The organism is Microbulbifer maximicatervae (SeqCode) (assembly GCF_052467225.1).
Map to the genome: position 1 here is coordinate 549382 of NZ_CP174303.1, position 25852 is coordinate 575233.

Consider the following 25852-nt stretch of genomic DNA (forward strand, 5'->3'; position numbering starts at 1 on the left):
GAATTTGAGATGTCAGAGGAAGTGTTGTTTCAGCTGAAGGATGTCAGCAAAAGTTTTACCAAGGGCAAAGAGACCATTTCCATTTTTGAATCCCTGAATATGGAAATTGATCGCGGTGATTTCGTTGCCATTATGGGGCCTTCGGGCTCCGGTAAAACAACGCTGTTAAATATGTTGGGCGGCGTCGATCAACCCAGCGGTGGAGAGATATGGTTTGACAGCGAGCGCATTGACTCCCTCAATGAAGGCGCCCTAACCCGCTGGCGAGCGAGAAATATTGGTTTCATTTTCCAATTTTACAATTTAATGCCGATGCTCAATGCCCAGCGCAATGTAGAGCTGCCGCTACTGCTGACAAATCTCTCCAAATCTCAACGCCGCCACAATGTGGAAACCGCACTGGCCCTGGTGGGATTAAGTGATCGGGCAAAACATATGCCCAGTGAAATGTCCGGCGGGCAACAACAGCGTGTTGCCATCGCTCGCGCCATCGTTTCCGATCCAAAACTGATTCTGTGTGATGAGCCCACTGGTGACCTGGATCGGGCCACAGCAGATGAAATACTGGAAATGCTGCAATTGTTAAACCGCGACCACGGCAAAACCATCGTGATGGTTACCCATGATCCCGCGGCTGCAAGATACGCCAAGCGCACCCTACATCTGGATAAAGGACAATTTGTGCAGAGGGAAATAGTGGCATGAGTGATTTTTATTTGGTTTTTAAAAATATGACAAGGAAGCCCTTGCGGCTATTCCTTACCTGCTTTGCTATTTTTATCGCCTTCTTGATTTTCGGTTCGGTTACCAGCCTCAAGTCCGCATTAAATTCCAGCGTGGAATTATCCGCTGATAATCGTCTGGTGGTATTCAATAGAATTAACTTTACCCAGTCACTACCCATTGCCTATGTGCAAAAGGTTGCAGCCGTCGAGGGAGTGAAACATGTAACTCATCTCAACTGGTTTGGCGGTTATTTTCAGGAACCCAGCCGGCAGGTCGTTTCAATGGCTGTAGATCCAGAATCCTATTTAAAAGTCTATGAAGAAATTGTTATTCCCGAGGAACAAAAGCAGGCTTGGTTTAACAATAGGCAAGGGGCCTTGGTTGGGGAAAAACTCGCGCAGATTTACGGCTGGAAAGTGGGCGATAGGATTCCTTTATCCTCCAATATTTTTTCGCATAAAGATGGTGGCTACACCTGGGAATTTGTGATTTCCGGGATTTTTAAAGGGGATACGGAACAGTACGATACACGCCAATTATTGTTTCATTATAAATATTTTATGGAGACACAGACTTTCGGTGGTGACTGGATTGGCTGGATGGCACTAACAACCGATGACCCTGCCATCAATGAAAACGTCGCAAAAACTATCGATGACAATTTTGCCAACTCGCAAAATGAAACCGATACCAGTACCGAGAAAGCCTTTAATAAAGCCTTTATTGAACAAATCGGAAATATTGGCTTAATTATTTTTTCTGTGGTGTTTACTGCCTTTTTCACCATATTGGTAGTGGTTGGCAACACTATGGCACTGGCTATTCGCGAGCGCACCGGGGAGATCGCCGTATTAAAAACCTTGGGTTTTTCCAGCACTCGTATTTTCCGAATGGTGCTGTCGGAGTCCCTGTTAATTGCCTTTGTCGGCGGCCTTTCCGGCCTGGCCGCAGCCTGGCTGCTGGTCGAAGGGGTAAAAACCTTCCTTGCCCGCTTTTTGCCCAACTTGATTTTGGATGGGGATATCGCCCTGCAAGCCATTCTATTTATGTTGTTGTTGGGTCTGATTACCGGGCTGATGCCAGCCTTTCAGGCTCTGCGACTTAACATAGTAACTGCATTTAACCGACAACAATAAACTGGTGCCCCACTGAAACTACACAATGGTTTTCACTGGGGAAACCTTAAAGGAGAAGAAATTATGGGTTCTCTTATTGCACAAATTGTTTCGGTAACCCTGATGAATCTGGGCAGCCTGCGCCGGCGCCTGTGGATGTCACTGGCCATGGTATTTGCCTCGGCAGTTGTCGTCGCAATCCTGCTGGCGTTTCTCGCTATGGCCAAGGGATTTGAGGCGACCATGAGTGGGGCCGGCTCCAGCCAGATCGCAATCCTGATGCGAGAGGGGTCTGCCAGTGAAATCAACTCTGTAATCCTGCAGGACCAGGTCAACCTGATTGCGGAATCGGCCGGTGTTGCCAGGGATACGAACGGCCCGCTGGTATCACCGGAGCTCTACGTTATTGTCGATGGCCTGAAGAAATCCACCGGCACCGAAGCCAATATCCCCTTGCGCGGCCTCAATGAAACCGGCATGGCCATGCGCAATAACATGCGTATGGTGGAGGGGCGTATGTTTACTCCCGGCACTAACGAAATGATTGTTGGTGAAGGGGTATTGCGTGAATTTAATGGTTTCGAAATCGGTAAAGAAGTGCGCTTTGGCAAAAACCTGTGGACAGTTGTTGGGGTCTTTTCCACAGGGGGTAATATATTTGAGAGCGAGCTGTGGGCAGATATCAAAATTATCCAAAGTCACTACAACCGCGGCAACAGCTACCAGTCAATCCGTTTGCAATTGGAGAATGACGGCGATCTCAAGCCCATTCAGGAAACCATCAAACGCGAGCCCCGCCTAAACCTGGAAGCGCAAACCGAACAGGAGTACTTCGCCAGCCAGGGTAAACAGCTGCAATATATCGCTACTTTTGGCTGGATCATCAGCTCTGTGATGGCGCTAGGCGCACTGGCCGGAGCTCTCAACACCATGTATACCTCGGTAGCGGACCGGGCTCGTGAAATCGCCACGCTGCGCGCGTTGGGATTCAGCAACTTCTCCGCGTTCTGCGGCACTATTGCTGAGGCAATGGTTTTAGCCGTTGCCGGCGGGCTTTTGGGTTCCCTAGCTGCTTACCTGTTTTTCGACGGTCTCAACACCTCAACTCTGGGAGGCAGTTTTACCCAGGTGGTGTTCAGTTTTGAGATGTCCCCAGACCTGTTTGTGCAGGGCGCCGTATTGGCGCTGGTGATCGGTTTTATCAGCGGCTTCTTCCCAGCCTGGCGCGCGGCACGCATGCCGGTTGTGGTCGCTTTCCGGCACGCGACTTAAATAATTTTATGGGGGGGCTTCTATGAAGAGCCCCTACTTTTTCTTGCGGTAAATTTTACTCTTGCCTTCCGGCTGTTTCCTGAAGCGCTTGTATTCCCACTGATACTGCTCTGGTGCCTGGGCAATACAGGCCTCCACTCCCCGATTCATCGCCGCCAGGGAAACTTTCTGCTCATCGCTATAAATGGCCTTTTCCGCAGGAACAAATACCAGCTCAAATCCACCTTCAACGCGCTTGCCGAAACCAAACACCACATGGCAGTTGGTGCGCTGAATCAAGTTGTGGGCGAGGGTCATCGTCAGGGCCGGGCGGCCAAAGAAAGGAGCAAAATCACCGCCCATATCCGGCTCCTGATCGGGAAGTATCAGGGCAAAATTACCGGCTTTGAGAGCCTTAAGTAGCGAGCGAACCCCATGTACGTTGGTGGGAACCATCTTGCCACCGGTCACTTCCCGCCCATTGCGAATAACCGGGTCCAAGGCTTCAATTTTGGGAGGCTGGTATAGCACTGTGCAGGGAGCCAGGGTGCCTACATGCAAGCCAAAAATTTCCCAATTGCCCGTATGCGGCATCAGTACAATTGTGCCGGTCCTGCCTTCTTCACTCCCGTCGAGCAAGTGCTGGTTGCGCACTCCCACAATCGCATTCTTACTTTTGGCCCAGGGGGTGTTCCATAGGGCCGCCATCTCAAAACCGGTCATTGCAGTACTGATCACGCTCTCTCTGGCGAGCCGTTCGCGCTGCTTTGGGTCCATGGCCGGATAGCACAACTCCAGGTTTATACGGCTCAGACGCAGCCCCTCGGAGCGCGTCCACACAGCAATTTTGCCAACGAGTAAACCGAGGCGTCGCGACCAAGACAACGGCAGTTTGCCAATGATTTTCAGTGCCCCTACTGCAAGGCGCCCTTTAATATCCACTGAATTACTTCCTATCCACAAAAGCCATTTTGAGACGGCTATCTAGTTCGAGAATGAACATTGACACCTCCGAAGCGGCTATAGCGCTTTAAGCACAGGAGCCGCTGCCGCTATAATTGCGTCCCTTTGCCCACAGCAGATACTGATCCGGAGATAGCGGTGTCCAAGCAATACGATCTCAGTACCTTTCAGGGACTCATTTTTGCCCTGCAGGATTATTGGGCGCGCCAAGGGTGCGTCATTCTACAGCCTCTGGATATGGAAGTGGGCGCCGGCACCTTTCATCCAGCGACCTTCCTCCGTGCCATAGGCCCGGAAAACTGGAATGCGGCCTATGTACAGCCCTGCCGCCGCCCTACCGATGGCCGCTACGGTGAGAACCCCAACCGCCTTCAGCACTACTACCAATACCAGGTAGTAATGAAACCATCCCCGGACAATATCCAGGAATTGTACCTCGATAGCCTTCGCGCCATGGGCGTAGATCCCGCTGTCCACGATATTCGCTTTGTTGAGGACAACTGGGAATCCCCAACCCTGGGCGCCTGGGGCCTCGGCTGGGAAGTTTGGCTGAATGGTATGGAAGTTACCCAGTTCACCTACTTCCAGCAGGTTGGCGGCCTCGAGTGCTACCCAGTTACCGGCGAGATCACCTACGGTCTTGAGCGTATCGCCATGTATCTGCAAGGTGTCGAGTCCATCTACGATTTAGTGTGGACCCGCAACCCGGATGGCAGCCCCGTCACCTACGGCGACGTTTTCCATCAGAACGAAGTGGAAATGTCCCACTACAACTTTGAACACGCCGATGTGGAGTTCCTGTTCGCGACCTTCGATCACTGCGAGCGCGAGAGCACACGCCTGATTGAGCTGGGCCTGCCGCTCCCCGCTTACGAGCAAGTTATGAAAGCCTCCCACGCCTTCAACCTGCTGGATGCGCGCCACGCCATCTCCGTAACCGAGCGCCAGCGCTATATCCTACGCGTACGCACCCTGGCCCGCGCGGTGGCACAGTCCTACTACGATGCGCGCCGCGCCCTGGGTTTCCCCCTGGCAGATGAAGCACTGCGGGCAGATATTTTGGCGGAAGACATCGAGCAAGAGGAGAAGCAGTAATGGCTCAGGATTTTTTGGTAGAGCTGGGCACCGAAGAGCTGCCGCCCAAGGCGTTACACAAATTGATGAGCGCTTTCGCCGATGGTATTTCCCAGGGCCTTAAAAGCGCCGAGCTGTCTTTTGGCGAAGTGAAAACCTACGCCGCCCCCCGCCGCCTGGCCGTGGCGGTATTTGGCCTGGCGGATAGACAGCAGGACAAGCAAATTGAAAAGCTGGGCCCGGCGGTCAAAGCCGCCTTCGATAAAGAGGGCAAGCCCAGCAAAGCCGCTGAGGGTTTCGCCCGCAGCAACGGCGTCACCGTTGCAGAGCTGGGACGCAAAGAGACCGACAAGGGAGAGCGCCTGGCCTTTATCAGCGAACAGAAAGGCGCTGCAACCGAATCCCTATTGGCTGGTATTGTCGAGAAGGCGCTGGCTCAATTGCCAATTCCCAAGCGCATGCGCTGGGGTGCGCGTCGCGAAGAGTTTGTGCGCCCGGTGCACTGGCTGGTTATGCTGTTCGGCAACAAGGTAGTCGACGGCGAAGTACTCGGCTTAAAAGCGGGTAACACCAGCCGTGGCCACCGCTTCCACTGCAACCGCGAGCTGGAGATCCACTCCGCCCACGACTACCCACAGGTTCTGCGCGAGCCCGGCTACGTTATGGCCGACTTCGCCGAGCGCCGTGAAGTGATTCGCGCCCAGGTGATCGCCGAGGCCAACAACGTCAACGGCGAAGCGGTTATCGACGACGATCTGCTCGACGAAGTGACCGCGCTGGTAGAGTGGCCCGTCGCCCTCACCGGCCGCTTCGAGGAGCGCTTCCTGGAAGTCCCCGCCGAGGCCCTGATCTCCTCTATGAAGGAGCACCAGAAGTATTTCCACGTGGTGGACGAAGACGGCCAGCTGCTGCCCTTCTTTATCACCGTGTCCAATATCGAGAGCCGGGATGCCGCCCAGGTAATCCACGGCAACGAGCGCGTAATCCGCCCGCGCCTGGCAGATGCCGCCTTCTTCTTCGAAACCGACAAGAAGACCAGCCTCGAATCGCGTCGCGAGAAACTGCGCCAAATCGTGTTCCAGCAGCACCTGGGCAGTGTTTACGACAAGACCGAGCGGGTCTCCGCTCTGGCGCGCACTATCGCCGAGAAGACCGGCGCTAACGGCGACTGGGCCGAGCGCGCCGGCCGCCTGTGCAAGTCGGACCTGGTCACCGAGATGGTGTTCGAGTTTGCCGATATGCAGGGTATCGCCGGTTACTACTACGCCGAAAACGACGGCGAGCCGCTGGATGTGGCCAAGGCCATGTACGAGCAGTATATGCCCAAGTTTGCCGGCGACGAGCTGCCCGCCAGCGACACCGGCACTGTAATCGCGCTGGCAGATCGCCTGGATACTTTGGTCGGCATCTTCGGCATAGGCCAACCCCCCAGCGGCTCTCGCGACCCCTTTGCCCTGCGCCGCGCCAGCCTGGGGATCATCCGCATCCTCGTAGAGAAGCGTCTCGACCTGGACCTGCGCGAGTTACTGGAATTGGCCCGTGACAACTACCCGCGCACCGCCCTGGGTGAATACGACAAAGTGGTGGAACAGACTCTGCAATATGTACTGGAGCGCTTCCGCGCCCGCTACGAAGACCAGGGTATCGCCACCGAAGTATTTATGTCCGTTGCCGCGCGCAAGCTGTCGCGCCCGCTGGATATCGACAACCGCGTGCATGCAGTCAACGCGTTTAGCCAGCTGCCAGAGTCTGGTGCTTTGGCCGCCGCCAACAAACGCGTTTCCAATATCCTCGCCAAGTTAGACAGTGCTGTACCCAGCAGTGTCGATGAAGCTCTGTTGCAGGAAGAGGCGGAAAAGGCTCTGTTCGCCGCAGTACAGGTTGCCCGCACAGAAGTCGAGCCTCTGTATAGCGATGCGCTCTTCGCCGAGGGCCTCGCCGGTCTGGCTGGCCTGCGTGAAACCGTAGACAGCTTCTTCGACCACGTGATGGTAATGAGTGACGACGAGCAACTGCGCAACAACCGCCTGGCCCTATTGGCCCAGCTGCGCGCACTGTTCCTCGAAGTTGCCGATATTTCCCTACTGGTTCCTGCCAAGTAATGACTTGCAGAGGCGGGGCATTAAACCCCCGCCTCGCAAATCAGGGAGATACGAATATGGCAATTATCATTCTCGGCCGCGACGGGGTGATCAACGAAAATCCCGATAAATTCGTCAAATCCGCCGACGAATGGCAGCCCCTGCCCGGCAGTATTGAAGCACTGGCAGCTCTCAGTCAGGCCGGCCATCAATTGGTAATAGCCACCAATCAGAGCGGCCTGGCGCTGGGCCAATTTGATCTGGATGACCTGGAAGAAATGCACGCTAAAATGCGTGCTCTGGTGGAAGATGCCGGTGGCGAAATCGCCGCTATTTTCTACTGTCCCCACGGCCCTGAAGATAATTGCCGCTGCCGCAAACCCCTGGCGGGTCTGCTGGATGCCATCGAGGCTGAATTTGATACCAGCCTGCACGACTGTTTTTTGGTCGGAGACAAGCTGGCAGATCTTTATCTGGCGTTGGAGAAGGGGTGTAAACCCGTTCTGGTAAAAACCGGTGCAGGTGATCAGACGTTACAGCGACTAATCGAGCAGCCGGAACCCCGCCTCGCTAATACTTCAGTATTTGTTGATCTTTCGCATTTTTCTCAGTTTTTATTATCCCCCTAAACCACTCCCTCTCTCTTTTCGCTAGATGATTCAAGCGACCAATATCTAACCTGGCGCACCATTTTTGCGATCTGTTGTTCAGCTAGACGCCAAAATGTTGAGCTATATGGCGCATTCCTTTAAAAGCAACTAGCGGGAGGGCGAGCCCATTGTTGTATCAATGATTCGTGCCAAGCCCAGGATGGGTCAGGCTTGAATGACGCTCTGAACATTCCTGTCGGGGGGAAAAGGAGTAATGCCCCCGGCGACGAGCTCTTTTAAGCCTTTTGTTGCCACCTGCACAAAACAATAAAAGGGATACTTCAATGAAAAGAAAAATTCTTACTGCCCTGACAGCCGGTATGTTGTTATCCAACAGTGTATTTGCTGAATCAGCCACAAGTAAGTTTGCCCCCAGTCAAGAAAAACCAAAAAAAGTTTACATTGTTCAACTGGACAGCGAACCTCTGTCCTCCTATAGCGGTACCATCCCCGGCTTATCGGCCACCAAACCGACTAAGCGTGGCAAAATCGACCCCCAAAGCAGTAGCTACCAACACTATTCCAATTTCCTCCGGTCGCAGCGGGAACAGGTTCTATCCACCATTCCCAACGCACGTACTGTTCATGAATACGACACCGCTTTTAATGGCTTCGCGGCCGTAATGAGCGAAAAAGAGGCGGCTGCTCTGCGCGGTCGCGCCGACGTTAAAGGTGTTTGGGAAGATGAATTACTGAAGCCCCATACCGATTCCACAGCGAACTTCCTCGGCATCACAGATATGCCCAGCCCTTGGCTCTGGGGAATTACCGGTGAGGATATAGTGGTGGGCATTATCGACTCGGGAATCCATCCAGAGCACCAGAGTGTCGCCGACATAGCTACACCTTTTCAGGGCAACCTGGGACCCCATGTGCCCTACGGCTCTATTCCAGAATCCTTTACCGGCAACGGCTGTGAATTCGGCAACAGCGACCACAACCCCAACGACGCTGCGTTTACCTGTAACAATAAGCTGATTAAGGCCAAGTCATTTTCCGATGCCTTCCTGACCAACAACGAATTGGCAGATTACGAATTCCTGTCAGCCAGGGATGCAGACGGGCACGGTACCCACACCGCGACTACTGCCGCCGGTAACTATGGCGTTACCACCCCGGATGGAAAAACCCTTACCGGCATGGCGCCACGAGCCCGCATCGCGGTGTATAAAGTGTGCTGGGATGCTCCAGACCCCGATGATAGTGGTTGCTCGTCCGCCGACTCCATGGCGGCTATTGATGAAGCCGTGGCCGATGGAGTGGATGTTATTAACTTCTCGATAGGTGGCGCCAGTACCACCTTTAGTGGTGCCGATGACATCGCATTTTTATTTGCCGCCGATGCCGGCATTTTCGTCGCCACATCTGCCGGTAATAACGGACCAGGCCCAGAGACCATGGGAACCCCTTCAGGGGTTCCTTGGATAACCGCAGTGGGCGCCTCTGAAGATGACCAGAGCTTCGGCTTAGCCCTACAAGTATCCTCACCAGAGTCGGTTTCCGGCACATACGAAGGGCGCGAGGGTAACGGCACAGTAAGTCTGGAAGAGGTTGGAGCAGTCTCTGCTGAGGTTGTTCTCAGCGAGCCGTTAGAAGCTTGTAGCGAAGTCACTAACAGCGAGTCTTTGGAGGGCAGTATTGCTCTGGTAAGACGTGGGGGTTGTTCCTTTACCGATAAATATAATAATGCTGCCGATGCCGGAGCCTTGGCTATCGTCGTTTACAACGATGGTACTGCAGACGATCGCATCAACCCGATTTCCATGTCAGCCCCTGATACCCGTATCCCCGGAATGATGATCTCGTACTATGAGGGCGAAACTCTCGCAGCCAGTAACGAAGTTTCTGGGGTTATCGATCCATCTCAATTGATCCCCAGGGAAGACCGCGTCGCAAACTTTTCATCTCGCGGCCAGAACGGCGGAGCTCCGGATATTATCAAGCCGGATATCAGTGCCCCGGGGGTTGGCATTATCGCGGGGATTTCTCCAGTGTTAAGCGGAGGAGAACTATTCGGAGCCCTCAGTGGAACTTCTATGGCCAGTCCCCATGTCGCCGGTGTAATGGCCATGCTGAAACAGGCCAACCCCCACTGGAGCCCGGCAATGGCCAAGTCCGCATTGATGACGAGTGCACGCAATGACCTGCGCAAGTCTTACGGACTAGCGGATGCAACACCATTTGATATTGGTGCCGGTGCCATAGTGCCCCGTGACGCCTTTAAACCGGGTCTGGTTTACGATGCGGGCTTCAATGATTATCTCGCCTTCCTATGTGGCGCTGAACTCCAGCCCGAGATGGTCGATAGCACAACCTGTGATGCTTTGACGTCCCTGGGATACTCTAGCGATTCCAGCGACCTGAACCTCGCTTCTATGGGGGTCGCCGACCTCCTCGGCAGCCAGACCATCAAACGCCGGGTTACTAGCGTCGCCTCCGGCCAGCGTTGGTATTGGGCATCCATCAACGCACCACTCGGTATCGATGTAGATATCAACCCGAAAGTGCTACGCCTCAGGGAGGGAGAGAGTGCTGAGTTTGAGGTGACCTTCACCGCCACAGAGTCCGTCGAAATGAATACTTGGGTCTTTGGTGACCTCACCTGGCAATCCGTAGGCTCCCAGATCAGTGTGCGCAGCCCAATTGCTATTCGGCCTGTTCCTCTAGCTGCACCACAGCAATTAACTGGCAGCGGCACCGATGGCAACCTCGAACTCAATGTGGGCTTCGGCTACAACGGTGATTTCCAGGTGAATGTCACTGGCCTGGCGGAGGGTGAGGCCACTACAACCACTGTTGAAGATGGCGATGTTCAAGTAATTTTCTTTGATATACCTGAAGGAACAGAGCTTGCGCATATCGCTATGTATGATGCCGATGTGGGCGACGGTAGCGGAAGTGACGACCTAGACCTGGAAGTTTATGGCCCAGCGCCAAACTACCCCGAAGTCGGTACCAGCGGCAGCGCCACTTCCGCAGAGTCAGTTTCCCTGGCTAACCCCTCTCCCGGTCAATATGCAGCCGTTGTTGTCGATTATGCGACATCCGCCGGCCCCACCAATTTCAGCTTATTCAATTTTAATCTGAACGGGGACAATGGAAATACCGCAGTGGATGCGCCGGCTCAAGCACAGATTGGCGGAACTGGGGTAGTTTCTTTGGAGTGGATGAACATTACTCCCAATACCCGCCATCTTGGTATTTTGGCTCATGGTGACGGAGAAAAAGAATTTTCCGAAACTCAGGTCATGATTAATACTCAATAGGCCTCACACGCTAATAATTGATGGTAAGAAGTGAAAGTCAAAACCGGCCGGAGTTTGGCCGGTTTTTTATTCGCAATTGAGTGTATTCTGCTGATGAATAAAAGCACTCGCTATGTCTAGGGATACTCGACCAAAGTCCCAAAAATCTTTTGTCTTTCGATTGATATTCACAGCAACAGAAAGCTGATATTCCGGTAATATCATTAACCAACTCTGACTGCCACGACTAACTCCGCCGTGATTGGCCACTTTTGTTAATCCTACCTCAGGGATTTCTACTTCAGTCACCCGCCAACCCAAGGCATAGTTTTGTTCATTCACTTCACCATTGGCCAATTTTTGTGGCGCCCAAAATATCTCACGGACTCCTGGGGACAAGTAGCCTGCTTTCAGGAACTGAGCACCCAGTCTCACCAAGTCACTGGGTGTGGAAATAAAGCCTCCCCCCGGCAGGCGATGACTTAAATCCACTGGACGCCATTCCCGCAGGCGAAGGGCACTGCCAGACAAGCCATTACTTTTGTAGAAAAGAGCAATATTACGTTCTATATCACCATTCAGTGGCGATACCTCTGTGCTGTTCATTCCGCTAAGCGTAAATACCTCATCATGCATCACTTCCAGATAAGGTTTGTCCTCAGCACCAGCCAAAACGGCCCCCAGAAGAACTGTGCCCAAAGTACTGTAATAAAAATCGGTACCCGGTTCGAAAAGTAATTCACTAGCATCAAAAATTCCCAGAGCCCGATACATATCCTCGTAGTGAACATCCAGTGCCAGAGTTTGATACAACCCCAGCCAATCGGAGTTCTTTTTATAATGTGGCAAGCCAGACATATGGGAAGCCAATTGGCGCGGGGTCATTGACGCCCAATCGGGGTTTGGTAAGGGTTCCAGATAATTTGAGATAGGTTTATCCAGATCAATAGCCCCCCTCTGTACCAAACGCGCCAATGCAGTTCCTGTTAAAGCCTTAGAGGTGCTACCAATACGAAAGCGTGTCTCTGTAGAAACAGGTACTTGCTCCTCTAAATCAGCCCAGCCGGCAGCCCCAGCCCAAACTACTGCACCACAAGCAGATACTGCCGCAGAAATTGCCGGAGCACCGATTTTCTCACGATGATTTTCAATTGCTTTAAGCGATTGCCCTGCGGCAAGCTGCAATCCACTATCGGAGAGCTCTTGAGTGGACGGCGCCTTTGTAGGTAGAGCCTGCCACCCCAATGGACTTAACGGCACTGTATTTAGTGACCAGGCATAGAATTGATAAACTGGCCACAACATATAAGTAAAACCACACAGAAGTGTGGCCACGCTCATCAATATGAGCTTACGTCTCATACCCCCTCCGAATTAAGCTTTAGGTCTGTTGCCCGATTTAAAAGCAAGCTTGACACAATTAAAAGTGTCGCAGGAGGCACATTTACGACCAATTCCGACACGATTTTAGATCGGCCCTAGGTCTCAAGTTTTATTCTATTCCCATGTTTCCTAAGCGGTGAACAATATCGAAATTTATTTTTAGATTTTTCCATAAAGAAGTATTTTATTCGCAAACTAATAAACTCTAGCGCCATTAGGGTATTCATAGGTTTACCTCCAACTCAGTAAATTTTCTCTAAAGTTGAAAACTAACCTTCAATAAACAATTATTAAAATTGCCGTTTGAGAGAGATTTAAAGAATCATTTACTTTTTAACTAGGCTAAATATAAATATCCCAAATTAAATATTAACAATTGGCTGCAAGTAATTAATAATTATATTTTTAGTGAAAACGCTTTCGATATTCACTCGGCAAAATACCCTTATGCTTTTTAAAGGCTCTTCTCAATTGCTCTTGGGATTGAAACCCACAGAGTTTTGCCACTTTATCCTGTGACTGATTTTGTTCGGAAAATAATTGGCAAGCTCGTTCCACTCTTATCTGCTCTAGAAAACGAGCAGGTGTTACACCAAGTTCTCGCACAAAGCTCCGGGCAAAATTCCGTGGGCTCATAGCGGCTTCCTGAGCCAGCCTCTCCACCGTTAGAGGTTTCTTAATATTCTGGTACATCCATTCAATTAAAGTTGCAAAACGATCGCTGTTTATCTGATTTTCCAATCGCACACTAAATTGCTGCTGTCCTCCATCTCTCTTTAAGTAGAGAACAAGAATTCGAGCCAGGTTGAGTGCCAAGCCCCTCCCATGGTCCTCCTCAATCATCGATAGAGCCAAATCAATTCCAGCAGTAATTCCGGCCGACGTATAAACATTACCGTCGCGGACAAAGATGGCATCCGGATCCACTTCTACCTGGGAGAATCCCTGCAACTCAGGAACATCCGCCCAATGCGTCGTAGCACGCCGCCCATTGAGAATGCCTGCGTTGGCGAGCATCAAGGCCCCACTACAGATTGAACCAATACGAGCAACTTTTTTCTGCTGCTCAGCCAGCCACTCCAGAACAGAACTATTGGCACAAGCTCGCTGACAGGAGTCCGGTGGCATGCCGCTCACTAACAGGGTATGAATCCCCTCAGCTTCATGAAACGGGAGGTCTATAAAAACCTTAACCCCTGTCGAAGTCGTAACCGGACCAGACTCAAGTCCCACCAACTGAATATCATAGAAATCCTGGTTGGAACGCCCTTGTTTGCGCAACTGATCATTTGCCAAGGCAAAAACCTCTAGGGGACCTGTGATATCCAGGCTAGTTGCACCCGGGCAGACCACCATGGCGACTTTCCTAGCTCCATTTTGTGTTTGTTGGTGCTTATTCATCTCGGCAGTTTTCCACAACGGCTGGGGATAAGAATGATTTACAGGCGCCAGATTCTGCCAGTTATAGCCAGCTTAGACACCCTGTTACCCCAAATTGATAGTCATTTTCTCCGGTACTGACGTATAAACTTTGACGGATATGAGTAACCCTCGGGTGACTATTGGTTCTTAAAGCTCCGAACGAGCCATACATCAGCTTGAGGCTTGACCTTCACTTAGCTGTCCGCACAATTGGCCCCTAATTTGTACACATCAACGGAGATCCCCTTTTGGTGGAGTTAATACTGAATCGAGGCGCAGAGCGCCGACTCAAGCGTGGCCACCTATGGATTTACAGCAATGAGGTGGACACTAAGCGCTCTCCATTAAAGGGAATTGATGCGGGTAGTCAGTGCCAAGTTCACGATAGCCAGGGCAAGCTGCTCGGCACAGCCTTTGTAAATCCGAGCCAACTTATTTGTGGACGAATAGTCAGCCGCAATTCTGACTTTTCCACAGATACTGTTTGTGAGCGCATACAAACTGCATTTGAACAGCGCCAGCGGTACTTTTCCCACCCCAGCTACCGGATGGTATACGGTGACTCTGACTGGCTTCCGGGCTTGGTAGTGGATAGGTTTGGGGATTATTTAGTAGTCCAGGTCAGCAATTGGGGAATGGAGCGCTACCAACAAACGATTGTGGATAAGTTGGTAGAGATGGTTAACCCCAAAGGCATCCTGCTGCGCAATGATCATCAGGGGCGCGCAGTTGAAGATATGCCGCTGGTACACACCGTAGCCTTTGGAGATGTACCCGAGATGGTCCCGTTCGAGGAGAACGGCGTTCCACTTCTGGCCCCGGTACACCAGGGGCAGAAAACCGGTTGGTTTTACGATCACCGGGAAAACCGCAGGCTATTGAATCGCTGGGTCAACGGCAAAAAAGTATTAGATCTGTTTTCCTACGCGGGCGGTTGGGGTATTCAGGCACTGGCCAATGGTGCGGCAGAGGTAGTGTGCGTAGACGCCTCACAGCAGGCTTTGGACTGGTGTTTGCTCAATGCGGATCACAATGGATTCGCCGACAAGCTCAAAACCATCCAGGGTAAAGCACTGGATGTCCTCAAAGGGTTGGTTGCAGAGGGGGAGAGGTTTGATGCGATTGTGCTCGACCCACCCGCTTTTATTAAGCGGAGGAAAGATCATAAAGCCGGCTTGGCGGCCTATCGCCATATCAATGAACTCGCAATGCGTTTGTTGGCAAAGGATGGGCTGTTAGTAAGCGCTTCCTGCTCTATGCATCTGCAATCCGATGAGCTTCTCGACTGTATCCGTGGCGCCGCTCACCGCTTGGGGCGCCCAGCCTCAATTCTGGCCAGTGGTGGTCAAGGGGCCGATCACCCTGTGCATCCAGCAATTCCGGAAACCAACTACCTAAAAGCTCACTTTGTACATCTCGAGGGAAACACCAATAAGTAGGTGCTCATGAACCCCACAAGGCCCCGGTAATGACCGGGGCCTTGTTCTCAGATCGATGAGCCTACTTCAGGTCAAAAGACATACTTCATACCTAAAGTGGCAGTGCGGGGTCGATTTGCACGGGCACCATCTGGACTGCGACTAATAATAACCTGCTCATCCAATAGATTATCCACTTTCAGGTAACCGGTCAGGTCAGCCATGAAATCATAATGCGCAGCAGCATCTACAACCCAAAGTGACTCGGTATAATCAAATTGGTCGGTATCTCCCCGGTTGCATTGGGTGTTAACACACATCTCGTCCTGATAGGCTGCAGTCAGGTTCAAACGCCAAGCAGCGCCGCTATCCAGACCCGCAGATATCGCAAAGACATTTTCTGGGAGGTATTCGAGGTTGTCGCCGGCAAGCAGGTCATTACCGTCACTATCTTCACTGATTTCTGCATCAGTAAAGGTATAGGTTGCCCGCAACGGTAGTATCCAACCGTTTGTGAGCACCCACTCACTTCCAAACGTAGCTTCCAGCCCTTTGATTTCTGCTTCACCCAACTGGTAGGTACCACTCTCGGCACCATTGGGACATTTCACCGCCACCGAGCAGTTTTGCACAGCATTTTCATAGTCACTGTAGAAGGCGATCAATTCAGCATTCAGGCTTCCTTTATCGAAGCGAGCACCCCATTCATAGTTTGTGGATAACTCCGGTCCCTGGCCATCGGCTGCACCTGCGCCGGGAGGGGCGAAGCCACGGTGCACACCTGCCAGCAGGCTCCACTGTTCGCTTGCCTGGTAAACAAGTCCCAAGCCTGGCAGCCATTCATCCACCTGATTGGAGCGATAGCTGCCCTTCTCGGTACGCTCAGCGTCGTTATAACGCTGCTGCTCGGTCTCTATATCCTCGTAGCGAAGAACAGCAGTGAGAGTCAGCTTATCGTTCAGCTGGATATCGTCGTAGATAAAGAACGAAGTTGCATCCGCTTCTTCAACACGGTTATTGCTGCTTTCTTCAGCGGTATCGGGAATATCTGTGCTCAGATACACCAATTTGCCATCAACCTGCTCATAGTTTTCCACAGGCTGGAATCTATCCACCTCATCTCGATGCTGGCGCACTCCAAAGGACAGCTCATGACTAACGGAAGCAGTATTAAAGCGCCAATCGGCACTGATCTGCAGGCCCTTGGCCTCGTACTCACGATTGTTGTGCTTAACACCGAAGGTGTAATCTTCAGTGCCATCCAAAACCGCTTGAGGGTCTAAAACTCCATCAGCACTGCCGCCGGTATTAACAGCATCTATCAAGTCACCCTCGCTGACCTTAAACCAGTCGCGTTTAAACTTGTTGTAGTAAGCCTGGGTATGCAGGGCAAAACTGTCACTCAGTTCGATACTGTGGTTCAGCTGGATAGTGCTGTGGCGATTCTGCATTTCATCCAGGGCGCTGATACCGTATCGACGGTTCGGATCTTTCTTAAAGTCGGCATCCGTTAGGCCCAGATAACTCATGCCAGACTCCTCTTCAGAGTACTGCAGCTTGATGTCCAACTGCTGGCGATACGTTGCGTCTCTATCGGAACTGATACGACCCTTTAATAGATAGTCTTCTTTAGCAATATCTGCGCTGCCGGCACTATCGATTTGTCTGAATCCATCTGCATACTGCTGCTGTGTTTCCAACAACCAGCCAGTATTTTCTGTACTGGCGCCATAATGAGCATGCAAACGGGTCTCACCGAATTCTCCAGCCTCTAGTTGCACCATACCTTCACTGGCGGTGGGAATAGGTGTGCTCAACATATTGACTGCACCACCCACGGTGAATGGGCCATATTGCAGAGAGCCGGGGCCTTTCAACACCTCAATTGCATTCATGCGGCCCGCACTGGGGAAATAGTAAGCTTCTGGTGCAGAGTAAGGAGCCGGAGCCACTAACACTCCATCTTCCATCAAGGAAATTTTGGCGGAGCGTCCCCCTTGGGCACCTCGAATCCCGATATTCGGACGCAATCCGTAGCCATCTTCTTCAAGAATGTAGACCCCAGGTACTGAGCGCATCATGCGATTGATATCTACAAACTCGAACTCGGCTAACTCATCAGCATCAACCAAGTGTGCAGAGCCAGGCAACTTGGAAATAGATGAGGAGTCGCCGATTACTGTTACGCTCTCCAGCTGTTGCTCGGCTAAAGTCGGCGCAGCAATAAGAGTGGCTATCGTAAAGGCCAGGGGTGTAAATGGAATGTGCTTCATGAACCCTCCAAGGATTATTAGTAACCTTGAGTCATTGTTTTTATAAATACGAATGATTGTATTTTAACATTCCCATTACACTTTATTTACACTCTTCTTTTTGCTGTTTAGCGTCACGAACTTCGCTGGTGTGCCTGCAACTTTAAGGTTTTGCTTATAAGCAGATGTTTTCTAGGATCTACTCTTCGATCTGACTAGCATTGGGCTCACGTATCCGCTTCGGGTGTGCCCATGATTAGAAAGGCAAAACTCAAAGAGCTGGACAGGTTGGAGCAACTTTGGCTACATGCATCAGCGAACTCCCACCCCTCCATACCCCGCCAGTTTTGGGTGGACCGTATAGCTCAATTTCGTAAAGACTGCCGTAACGCCACTCAATGCCTGGTTTATACCGATCGCAACAACGCTGTCGCGGAAGCCTTTATCACGCTTCTTAGTGACGGTACCGTCACCCACCTCTGTGTCAGTCCTTTATTTACTGGTTGTGGAATCGGCACTAACCTCATTTCTGCAATTCGTGACCGACGCTATCCACTAAAGGCTGAAGTACTTCGTGAGAATCTTCGCACTCGATACTTTCTACAAAAGCATGGTTTTGTGGAGGTGGAGCGCAGCTATAACGTGGAGTATGGCCAGCATTCAATCTCCATGCAGTGCCCCAGGGCATCTGCAAGATAAAATTTGCCGCACTATGCCCATTGAATAGACTTTCCCTTATAACTGAAGCTTATTGAATCACTTCTTTTTATTGTTTCTACGCGACTCTTGAACCGGGTAGCATGCCTCCCATCATAATTTTCCTGAGCGCTGAATTTTTATGGGACGCAACGCTTCCAGCCAAACTTTACAGCCTATTCCAGAACGCACCTTTCATCACGATGCGGATCTGGGGTCCATGAACCTTCGTTTCGCTGGCGCCAAGCCAAGCGAAATTATGCAGTTCACTATGGAGCACGCTCAGAACCCGGTGGTTTTTACTAATTTCCGCCCTTTGGCGATAGCCTTTCTCCACTTGGTTACGCGCGCCAAACCGGATATCCCGGTAATTTGGGTGGATCATGGCTATAACACCCCGGAAACCTATCGCCATATCGAAAACGTGGTCAATTCTCTCGATTTGAACCTGCGCACCTACTCACCGAAGATGTCCGCGGCCCACTACAACGCTGTGTACGGGGGGATCCCGCAGCTGGACACCCCAGAGCATGACTTCTTCTCCAGGACCGTTAAATTGGAGCCGTTTAACCGCGCTATGCAGGAATTGCAGCCGGATGTATGGCTAAACGGTATCCGCCACGATCAGAATTCGCACCGCAAAAACCTGGATATTTTCACCCAGGGCAACCACGGTACTATTCGAGTGGCACCGATGTTCCACCTCAAGGAAATCGATGTGGAAGAGTATGTTTACGAGAATGACCTCCCCGATAACGATATTTACTTTGATCCAACTAAAGGTGAGGAGCACCGGGAGTGCGGATTGCTGTTGGAAAAATAGAATGGACTACTCGGCGAGGACTAGCGTACTTCGCCTATCTCTTTAACAAGACCTTCTATCCCAGCCGTTTTTAAAGTAAATACTTTTTACGTATTTACCGAATAATAAAATCTATTACAAAAGGCGAGTCTCGACTCGCTGTATTTTTTTTAAAAAGGAGACTCTTCTATTTACTTCCGCGTAAATCCAGAAGAGTCTTTAAATTACTTATCATGCGATAGGCTAGGCAACTGCCCCTTTTGCAAGATGACCTCCTTTTTCCATGTAAATTTTCAGGTCCTTCAGCATTTGCTCAAATTGAGAGCCAGTCATCTTCTTCACCACAGGACTCAACACGCCTCCTAAAGCATTTAACTCCATATTTGCGGTGAAATTCACTGTTGTGCCTCCACCAACAGAGGGGCTTAATTTAAATTGAGATAAACTCTTTTTAACGGGGAATCCCGGTGGCGTATTTTTGGTTTCAACCGAGACATCCAGTTCATAGTTTTTCTCATCAAACCTTGTAATAGTTTCATCTGCGACAAGACCCGACGGTCCCTTATTTGTCAGGACACAAACCCGGCCTTCTACACTCGCATTTTCAACAGGTTTTCCCTCCTTAGCGAAGGAATGAGGGATTAACGTCATCCACTCGTAAGCTGTATCAAAATCAACGGCGAGGACTTTCCAGACCTCATCAATTGGGCGGTTAATTGCGATTTCTCGGTTTACTTGGGCTTCTTTCATCTCTGATCTCCTGGGTTTCTCTACGGAGTGCTATTGACGGGAGACAGATTAACTGGACACTATATGCAACGGAATACAGCAAAATAGGACAGTGTGTTGCATAAAGAGTCCATCGATTGGGGAGATATCCAGTTCTTTATCGCGGTAGCCAGGAGTAAGAGCGCTCGCAGCGTTGCTGACGACTTTAAGGTCAGCCATTCCACAGTTTCTCGCCGTATTGATGCCCTGGAGGAAAAGCTCCAGGCCAAGCTGTTTTATCGCAGCTCCAAAGGCTATCAGCTGACGGAGGATGGCAAGGCGATGCTCGACTACGCCCAATCGGCAGAGCAGTATCTAAATGCCGCGCAGAAGCATTTACAGGGGGGGAGTAACCAGCTGTCCGGGGAAGTTCGCATCACTATGCCGGATGTAGTCGCATCGCACTTAATTATCCCCTACCTAAATGACTTCTCACGTACGTATCCAGAGATCAACGTACAGCTACTGGTTACTAACCACGTTCTCGATTTGGAAAGTCACCAAGCCGACATAGCACTTCGTATTCTCCCCAAAGGCGACGTCGATGTTTCGGATCGACTTGTTGCTCGCAAGCTCGCTGACCTACCCAGTTGCTGTTACGGTTCTCCGAGGTATATCGAGAAATCTGTACCTGACGATGGCCACTGGCTCGGCTGGAGTGGCGATGACGCCACATTGAATTGGGCCAAAGACACGCCCTATCCACAGATGCCTTATCAGCACCAGATTAATCACGGTTTGATACAGCTAGAGGCAGTTAAGAGTGGACTGGGGCTGGCCAGGCTGCCCTGCTTTCTTGCAGATGGTGCTGAAGGAGTCGTTCGGGTCCCTGGGGCATCTCCATCCAGCCTGCATGAACTGTGGCTAGTCTCCAACCCAGAGCACCGCAATGTCATGCGCTTTAAGGTTTTTAGGGAGTTTATCGTGGAGTTGTTTATGAACCTGGAAGATAAACTGGTAGGAAAGCTTTAGTTGAGGCAATTGGTATATTTCCGGATATAGTAAGCCTCCCTAACCGACTGACGCTATTGAGCTGTTTGATTTTTTAACTATTTATTGTGATCGAAATTTGTCTGAGAGGGCAGCTGTTTAGCTTTCACATGGCTTTTGATAAGGAGAAAATTATAAATATCCAATTTATCGGAAGTTGTTTTTCAGGTGAAAACAATACTCCACAGTAATTCCTTATGTTGGTCACGTAAGAAATTACTGTGGGCTTATCGACTTCTATTAAACGTCGAGGTTTTCTACCGCCAAAGCATTGGTCTCGATAAAGTCACGGCGAGGCTCTACCTGATCGCCCATCAAGGTGGTAAAGATCTGGTCTGCTGCGATAGCATCTTCAACTGTTACCTGCAGCATACGGCGGCTCTCCGGGTCCATGGTGGTTTCCCAAAGCTGCTCCGGGTTCATTTCTCCCAGACCTTTATAGCGCTGGATACCGTAGCCTCTACGGCTCTCGCCCATCAGCCAGTCCATCACTTCAGGGAAGCTGCCAACAGAGTGCTGCTTCTCGCCGCGCTGGATAAAGGCACCCTCTTCCAACAGACCCACCATCTTCTCACCCAGAGCGCAGATAGACGCGTACTCTGCGGAATCGAAAAACTCGTGGTTAATCAGGTAGTCACTGCCAACACCGTGGGCCACGATATGGATATGGGGCAGGAATAGGCCGCGCTCGGTGTTCTCCTGAACCGTCACTTCGTGACGACGGGTTCCACCACTCTCTTCGTCACCGAGTTTCTCCTGGAGCTTCTCACTCCAAGCTGCGACTTTCTCCTGGGACTGGAGGTCTTCCTGAGACAAGCTGGGCAGGTAGATCATGCTGCGCAGCACTTCCTCAGGGTACAGACGCGACAGGCGGTCGATTGTCGCCAGTACGCTGCGGTACTCGCCTACCAGGCTTTCCAGGGAGGCACCAGAAAGCCCAGGGGCATCCGGGTTCACAAACAGCGTGGCGCCTTCCAGGGCGGCGTTGGTGAGGAACTGGGTCAGAGCGCCCTCATCCTTCAGGTACTGTTCCTGTTTGCCCTTGGAGATCTTATACAGCGGCGGCTGGGCGATGTAGATGTGGCCCCGCTCGATCAGCTCCGGCATCTGACGGAAGAAGAATGTGAGCAACAGGGTACGGATATGGGCTCCATCCACGTCCGCATCGGTCATGATGATGATGCTGTGGTAACGCAGTTTGTCCGGGTTGAACTCGCTCTTGCCGATGCCACAGCCCAGTGCGGTAATCAGGGTACCCACTTCGGCACTGGAGAGCATTTTGTCGAAGCGCGCTTTTTCCACATTGAGGATCTTACCTTTCAACGGCAGGATCGCCTGGGTGCGGCGATCCCGGCCCTGCTTGGCAGAACCACCGGCGGAGTCACCCTCCACCAGGTAAATTTCAGATAGTGCCGGGTCTTTTTGCTGGCAATCTGCCAATTTTCCGGGCAGGCCAGCAATATCCAGTGCTCCCTTGCGGCGAGTCATTTCGCGGGCCTTGCGGGCCGCCTCACGGGCTTTGGCCGCGTCGATCATCTTGGTGACGACAGATTTGGCTTCCTGTGGGTTCTCCATCAGGTAGTCTGTGAAGTGGTGGCCCATCTCCTGCTCTACTGCGGGTTTCACTTCGGATGAAACCAGCTTGTCCTTGGTCTGGGAGGAGAATTTCGGGTCCGGGACCTTCACAGAGATAATCGCGGTGAGACCTTCCCTGGCGTCATCGCCAGTGGTGTTCACCTTGTCTTTCTTGCCCAGGCCTTCCCGCTCGATATAGCTGTTCAGGCCACGGGTCAGGGCTGCACGAAAGCCCGCCAGGTGGGTACCGCCGTCGCGTTGGGGAATATTGTTGGTGTAGCAGAAGATGCTTTCCTGGAAGCTATCGTTCCACTGTAATGCCACCTCTACTGCAATGCCGTCTTCACGCTGGCTCTGGAAGTGCAGAACCTTGTTAATCGGGGTTTTGTTCTGGTTGAGGAACTCCACAAAGGCACTCAAACCACCTTCGTATCCATAGACCTCTTCCTTACCACTGCGCTCGTCCTTCAAGACAATACGCACACCCGAGTTCAGGAAGGACAGCTCGCGCAGGCGCTTGGCCAGCACGTCGAAATGGAATTCGATATTGCTGAAGGTGTCCTCTGAGGGTTTGAAGTGCACAGTGGTGCCGGTGGTATCGCTGTCACCCACGACTTCCAGGGGTGCCTGGGGCACACCGTGGTGGTAGGTCTGCTCGTGGATCTTGCCACCGCGACGGATAGTCAGCTTCAGCTCCTTGGACAGAGCGTTTACCACCGATACCCCTACCCCGTGCAGACCGCCGGAGACCTTGTAGGTGTTGTCATCAAATTTACCGCCCGCGTGAAGGACGGTCATAATCACTTCTGCTGCAGAAACCCCCTCTTCCGGGTGAATCTCTGTCGGGATACCACGGCCATTGTCCGATACGGAAATGGACTCATCCGGATGGATGGTTACGCGGATCTCATCACAATGGCCGGCCAGCGCTTCATCGATGGAGTTGTCGACCACCTCGAATACCATGTGGTGCAGACCGGTGCCATCGTCGGTATCACCAATATACATTCCGGGGCGCTTGCGCACCGCATCCAGGCCTTTTAATACCTTGATACTGCTTGAGTCATAGCTTTGCTGCTCTGACATTTATTCGCTCCATTAAACTTATTGTGCGGCCGAAGCTTCGGCACTGATCTTCCCATGTTCCACGTGGAACACTTTCGGGCAATTCCAAGGGGCATCTAGTTGCCGCCAGGGGCGGCTTGTAGTGCCCTCCTCAATTCCGGTTACAAGCACCTGGCTGGCACAACGCCCAACCCAATGCGCAAAAATCTGTTGGTTACTGTCATCCAGCTCTGCCGGCAAGTCATCTACCAGGAATACTGGCATATCTCCCTGCCTACAGACTACCTCCGCCATGGCCGTGCGCATTGCACACACCAACATCTTCTGTTGGCCGCGAGATAGGATATTGTGGGCCGACTCACCGGCTACGCTAAAACGAATATCCGCCCTATGGGGACCAATACGCGTGTGCCCCTGTGAAACATCCGATTCCCGTGATTCAGATAGAGCGCTACGCAGGTCAACTTCTTTACGCCAACCTCGACGGTAACTCATATCGACACGGCTCAACAGGCTCTGTGGTAACTCACCAAGCAGTTGTGAAACGGCAGACTGCAATTGAGAAAACTGAGCTAATCGCAGATCGTTTACACGATCGCCACTAAGGGCCAACTGCTCTTCCCATACGCCGATGCTGGCCTCATCGATTTTACCACGACGCAGGAGAGCATTTCGCTGCCGCAGTGCGATTTGATAATTTTTCCACTCCTGGGCAAATAAATGTTCCACGTGGAACACTGTCCAATCCAGCAACCGACGCCGAACGCCGGGGCCACCATCAAGTGCGGAAAAACTTTCACTGTTTATCAATTGAAGTGGCAGGCAACTAGCAAGCTGTGAGCTGGATTCCGCTGGAGCCTGGTTAACCCTGATTCGGCCCGAGCCATCTGCGAGGCGCTCTACCCCCAAGTTAAGACCTGTATCGAGCTGGGCAAAAACCGTAAGCCCACCAGTATCATGCTGAATAACCGATTTATGCTGGCGAGAGCGAAAGGAACGACCGGTTGCCAGCATATGTACCGCCTCTAACAGTGAAGTCTTGCCACTGCCATTCGCACCACAAAACACATTAACGCCAGGACCCAGTTTGAGATCGGCAGAGCAGATATTTCGAAAATTAGATAAGAGAAGACGGGTCAGCGCCACAGACACCTCCCCCAGAGTGAAGAGCGCGATGCACAGGCATCGCTTTGTTTATCGGCTACCCCACCGAGCGGGGAGGTAGCCTCAATCCATTCAGAAAAGAGCAATGGGTGGGCTGCCTTACAGGCGCATAGGCATAATCACGTACAGTGCATCACCTTCTTCAGGTTGCTGCAGCAATGCGCTGCTATTGGCATCCGCTAGACTGATACGGATCTGGTCACTGTGAATAGCACCAGTGACGTCCAGCAGATAGGAAACGTTAAAGCCAATCTCCATTGGCTCACCTACGTAATCCACCATCATCTGCTCTTCCGCCTCTTCCTGCTCCGGGTTGTTGGCAACGATCTGCAACAACCCCTCAGAAACCTGAAGGCGCACCCCACGGTATTTCTCGTTGGAGAGAATCGCCGCTCGGGAAAAGGCTTGGCGCAACCCCTGGCGATCCGCATAGACCACATTGCCCGCGCCTCGCGGCAACACGCGCTCGTAGTCAGGGAATTTGCCATCTACCAATTTAGAGGTGAAAGTAAACTGACCACTAACCACACGAATATGGTTGTTACCCAGCACTACCTGTGCCTGTGCATCGCTATCTTCAAGCAAACGACCCAGCTCAAGTACGCCTTTGCGCGGCACAATAGCCTGGATAGGCGTGGAGACATCCAGGCCGGGGGCATCGCGATCGCAGAGTGCCAAGCGGTGGCCATCAGTAGCAACCGCGCGCAGCTGCTGCGGGCGGCATTCAAGCAGTAAACCATTCAGGTAATAGCGCACATCCTGCTGAGCCATAGCAAAACTAGTGGCTTCTATCAGGCGGCGGATCTCGCGCTGGGAGATATCGAAACGGGTCTGTGCACTGGCCTCTTCCTGGTTCGGGAAGTCCGCTGCGGGCAGAGTCGACAGCTGAAAACGGCTGCGGCCACTGCGCAGTATCAGGCGCTCACCATCGCGCTCAAACTTTAGTTCAGCACCATCGGGCAGAGAGCGACAGATATCCAGCAGCTTGCGTGCGGGAACGGTCACCTCACCTTCCATTTCTACACCGTCTACACCGAGACGGCCGACAATTTCCACTTCCAGGTCAGTACCGGTCAGGGAGAGTTCCTGGCCCTGTAACTGCATCAACACATTGGCCAGGACTGGCAGTGTTTGGCGTTTCTCAACAACACCGGCCACCAGTTGTAACGGCTTCAGAAGGGCGTCCCGGCTCACATTGAATTTCATCGGTAG

At 51.9% G+C, this 25852-nt stretch carries 19 protein-coding genes; 11 read left to right on the forward strand and 8 right to left on the reverse strand.

The genetic code is table 11. The annotated features are described in order from the left end of the window. Positions 1 to 9 precede the first annotated feature (9 nt). The 3 genes from ACJJIZ_RS02355 (at position 10) to ACJJIZ_RS02365 (ending at position 3113) form a co-directional block, all read left to right on the forward strand. Positions 10 to 705, forward strand: coding sequence for an ABC transporter ATP-binding protein (locus tag ACJJIZ_RS02355; protein WP_282930547.1), 696 nt, complete (start codon positions 10 to 12; stop codon positions 703 to 705). Further along, complete coding sequence (locus tag ACJJIZ_RS02360; RefSeq protein WP_444915105.1) at positions 702 to 1862, forward strand: ABC transporter permease; 1161 nt, start codon at positions 702 to 704, stop codon at positions 1860 to 1862. The genes ACJJIZ_RS02355 and ACJJIZ_RS02360 overlap by 4 nt, the downstream gene beginning before the upstream one ends. A gap of 63 nt (positions 1863 to 1925) precedes the next feature. Further along, positions 1926 to 3113: an ABC transporter permease gene (locus ACJJIZ_RS02365; protein WP_444895587.1), complete on the forward strand. Its 1188-nt coding sequence runs from the start codon at positions 1926 to 1928 to the stop codon at positions 3111 to 3113. A gap of 33 nt (positions 3114 to 3146) precedes the next feature. On the opposite strand, the gene ACJJIZ_RS02370 is transcribed toward ACJJIZ_RS02365, so the two are convergent. After that, positions 3147 to 4034, reverse strand: a complete 888-nt coding sequence (locus ACJJIZ_RS02370; RefSeq protein ID WP_444895588.1) for a lysophospholipid acyltransferase family protein — start codon at positions 4032 to 4034, stop codon at positions 3147 to 3149. 159 nt (positions 4035 to 4193) lie between these two features. Between ACJJIZ_RS02370 and glyQ the strand changes: the two genes are divergently transcribed. The 4 genes from glyQ to ACJJIZ_RS02390 all read left to right on the forward strand — a co-directional run bounded on the left by glyQ (position 4194) and on the right by ACJJIZ_RS02390 (position 11126). Then, positions 4194 to 5150: a glycine--tRNA ligase subunit alpha gene (gene glyQ / locus ACJJIZ_RS02375; RefSeq protein ID WP_444915106.1), complete on the forward strand. Its 957-nt coding sequence runs from the start codon at positions 4194 to 4196 to the stop codon at positions 5148 to 5150. Then, a complete protein-coding gene (glyS, locus tag ACJJIZ_RS02380; protein WP_444915107.1) occupies positions 5150 to 7231 on the forward strand; it encodes a glycine--tRNA ligase subunit beta in 2082 nt (693 codons plus the stop codon). The genes glyQ and glyS overlap by 1 nt, the downstream gene beginning before the upstream one ends. A 56-nt stretch (positions 7232 to 7287) precedes the next feature. Beyond that, complete coding sequence (gene gmhB / locus ACJJIZ_RS02385; protein WP_444915108.1) at positions 7288 to 7839, forward strand: D-glycero-beta-D-manno-heptose 1,7-bisphosphate 7-phosphatase; 552 nt, start codon at positions 7288 to 7290, stop codon at positions 7837 to 7839. Between the two features lie 305 nt (positions 7840 to 8144). Continuing rightward, positions 8145 to 11126, forward strand: a complete 2982-nt coding sequence (locus ACJJIZ_RS02390; RefSeq protein WP_444915109.1) for a S8 family serine peptidase — start codon at positions 8145 to 8147, stop codon at positions 11124 to 11126. Between the two features lie 66 nt (positions 11127 to 11192). Here ACJJIZ_RS02390 and ACJJIZ_RS02395 read toward each other — a convergent pair whose 3' ends face one another. Both ACJJIZ_RS02395 and ACJJIZ_RS02400 read right to left on the reverse strand, forming a co-directional pair. Beyond that, complete coding sequence (locus ACJJIZ_RS02395; RefSeq protein WP_444915110.1) at positions 11193 to 12467, reverse strand: serine hydrolase domain-containing protein; 1275 nt, start codon at positions 12465 to 12467, stop codon at positions 11193 to 11195. 426 nt (positions 12468 to 12893) lie between these two features. After that, positions 12894 to 13889: a GlxA family transcriptional regulator gene (locus ACJJIZ_RS02400; RefSeq protein ID WP_444915111.1), complete on the reverse strand. Its 996-nt coding sequence runs from the start codon at positions 13887 to 13889 to the stop codon at positions 12894 to 12896. Between the two features lie 272 nt (positions 13890 to 14161). On the opposite strand from ACJJIZ_RS02400, the gene ACJJIZ_RS02405 reads away from it, so the two are divergent. After that, a complete protein-coding gene (locus ACJJIZ_RS02405) occupies positions 14162 to 15349 on the forward strand; it encodes a class I SAM-dependent rRNA methyltransferase (protein ID WP_444915112.1) in 1188 nt (395 codons plus the stop codon). 71 nt (positions 15350 to 15420) lie between these two features. Here the strand turns inward: ACJJIZ_RS02405 and ACJJIZ_RS02410 are convergent, their stop codons facing one another. Then, the gene (locus ACJJIZ_RS02410) at positions 15421 to 17601 is read right to left on the reverse strand and encodes a TonB-dependent receptor family protein (RefSeq protein ID WP_444915113.1); all 2181 of its coding nucleotides are present in this window, start codon (positions 17599 to 17601) and stop codon (positions 15421 to 15423) included. Between the two features lie 231 nt (positions 17602 to 17832). Here ACJJIZ_RS02410 and ACJJIZ_RS02415 point away from each other — a divergent pair, with 231 nt between their 5' ends. Together ACJJIZ_RS02415 and ACJJIZ_RS02420 are read left to right on the forward strand one after the other, a co-directional pair. Then, positions 17833 to 18279: a GNAT family N-acetyltransferase gene (locus ACJJIZ_RS02415; RefSeq protein ID WP_444906795.1), complete on the forward strand. Its 447-nt coding sequence runs from the start codon at positions 17833 to 17835 to the stop codon at positions 18277 to 18279. A gap of 139 nt (positions 18280 to 18418) precedes the next feature. Beyond that, positions 18419 to 19099 (forward strand): phosphoadenosine phosphosulfate reductase domain-containing protein, encoded by a 681-nt coding sequence (locus ACJJIZ_RS02420; RefSeq protein ID WP_444915114.1) that lies wholly within the window; start codon positions 18419 to 18421, stop codon positions 19097 to 19099. 222 nt (positions 19100 to 19321) lie between these two features. Here ACJJIZ_RS02420 and ACJJIZ_RS02425 read toward each other — a convergent pair whose 3' ends face one another. After that, positions 19322 to 19828: an SRPBCC family protein gene (locus ACJJIZ_RS02425; RefSeq protein WP_282930559.1), complete on the reverse strand. Its 507-nt coding sequence runs from the start codon at positions 19826 to 19828 to the stop codon at positions 19322 to 19324. Between the two features lie 96 nt (positions 19829 to 19924). Between ACJJIZ_RS02425 and ACJJIZ_RS02430 the strand changes: the two genes are divergently transcribed. Then, a complete protein-coding gene (locus ACJJIZ_RS02430) occupies positions 19925 to 20818 on the forward strand; it encodes a LysR family transcriptional regulator (RefSeq protein ID WP_444906797.1) in 894 nt (297 codons plus the stop codon). Positions 20819 to 21076: 258 nt separating this feature from the next. Here ACJJIZ_RS02430 and gyrB read toward each other — a convergent pair whose 3' ends face one another. From gyrB to dnaN, 3 genes are all read right to left on the reverse strand, one after another. Further along, positions 21077 to 23497 carry a DNA topoisomerase (ATP-hydrolyzing) subunit B gene (gyrB, locus tag ACJJIZ_RS02435; RefSeq protein WP_444915115.1) on the reverse strand — a complete coding sequence of 807 codons (2421 nt, stop codon included), beginning with the start codon at positions 23495 to 23497 and terminating at the stop codon, positions 21077 to 21079. Between the two features lie 18 nt (positions 23498 to 23515). Further along, positions 23516 to 24622 (reverse strand): DNA replication/repair protein RecF, encoded by a 1107-nt coding sequence (recF, locus tag ACJJIZ_RS02440; protein WP_444915116.1) that lies wholly within the window; start codon positions 24620 to 24622, stop codon positions 23516 to 23518. Between the two features lie 117 nt (positions 24623 to 24739). Continuing rightward, positions 24740 to 25846 (reverse strand): DNA polymerase III subunit beta, encoded by a 1107-nt coding sequence (gene dnaN, locus ACJJIZ_RS02445; protein WP_444895604.1) that lies wholly within the window; start codon positions 25844 to 25846, stop codon positions 24740 to 24742. Between the last annotated feature and the right edge of the window lie 6 nt (positions 25847 to 25852).

Coding starts and splice junctions, on each gene's coding strand:
- ACJJIZ_RS02355 (WP_282930547.1), top strand. CDS start 10: ATGTCAGAGGAAGTGTTGTTTCAGCTGAAGGATGTCAGCAAAAGTTTT.
- ACJJIZ_RS02360 (WP_444915105.1), top strand. CDS start 702: ATGAGTGATTTTTATTTGGTTTTTAAAAATATGACAAGGAAGCCCTTG.
- ACJJIZ_RS02365 (WP_444895587.1), top strand. CDS start 1,926: ATGGGTTCTCTTATTGCACAAATTGTTTCGGTAACCCTGATGAATCTG.
- glyS (WP_444915107.1), top strand. CDS start 5,150: ATGGCTCAGGATTTTTTGGTAGAGCTGGGCACCGAAGAGCTGCCGCCC.
- gmhB (WP_444915108.1), top strand. CDS start 7,288: ATGGCAATTATCATTCTCGGCCGCGACGGGGTGATCAACGAAAATCCC.
- ACJJIZ_RS02390 (WP_444915109.1), top strand. CDS start 8,145: ATGAAAAGAAAAATTCTTACTGCCCTGACAGCCGGTATGTTGTTATCC.
- ACJJIZ_RS02395 (WP_444915110.1), bottom strand. CDS start 12,467: ATGAGACGTAAGCTCATATTGATGAGCGTGGCCACACTTCTGTGTGGT.
- ACJJIZ_RS02400 (WP_444915111.1), bottom strand. CDS start 13,889: ATGAATAAGCACCAACAAACACAAAATGGAGCTAGGAAAGTCGCCATG.
- ACJJIZ_RS02410 (WP_444915113.1), bottom strand. CDS start 17,601: ATGAAGCACATTCCATTTACACCCCTGGCCTTTACGATAGCCACTCTT.
- ACJJIZ_RS02415 (WP_444906795.1), top strand. CDS start 17,833: ATGATTAGAAAGGCAAAACTCAAAGAGCTGGACAGGTTGGAGCAACTT.
- ACJJIZ_RS02420 (WP_444915114.1), top strand. CDS start 18,419: ATGGGACGCAACGCTTCCAGCCAAACTTTACAGCCTATTCCAGAACGC.
- ACJJIZ_RS02425 (WP_282930559.1), bottom strand. CDS start 19,828: ATGAAAGAAGCCCAAGTAAACCGAGAAATCGCAATTAACCGCCCAATT.
- gyrB (WP_444915115.1), bottom strand. CDS start 23,497: ATGTCAGAGCAGCAAAGCTATGACTCAAGCAGTATCAAGGTATTAAAA.
- dnaN (WP_444895604.1), bottom strand. CDS start 25,846: ATGAAATTCAATGTGAGCCGGGACGCCCTTCTGAAGCCGTTACAACTG.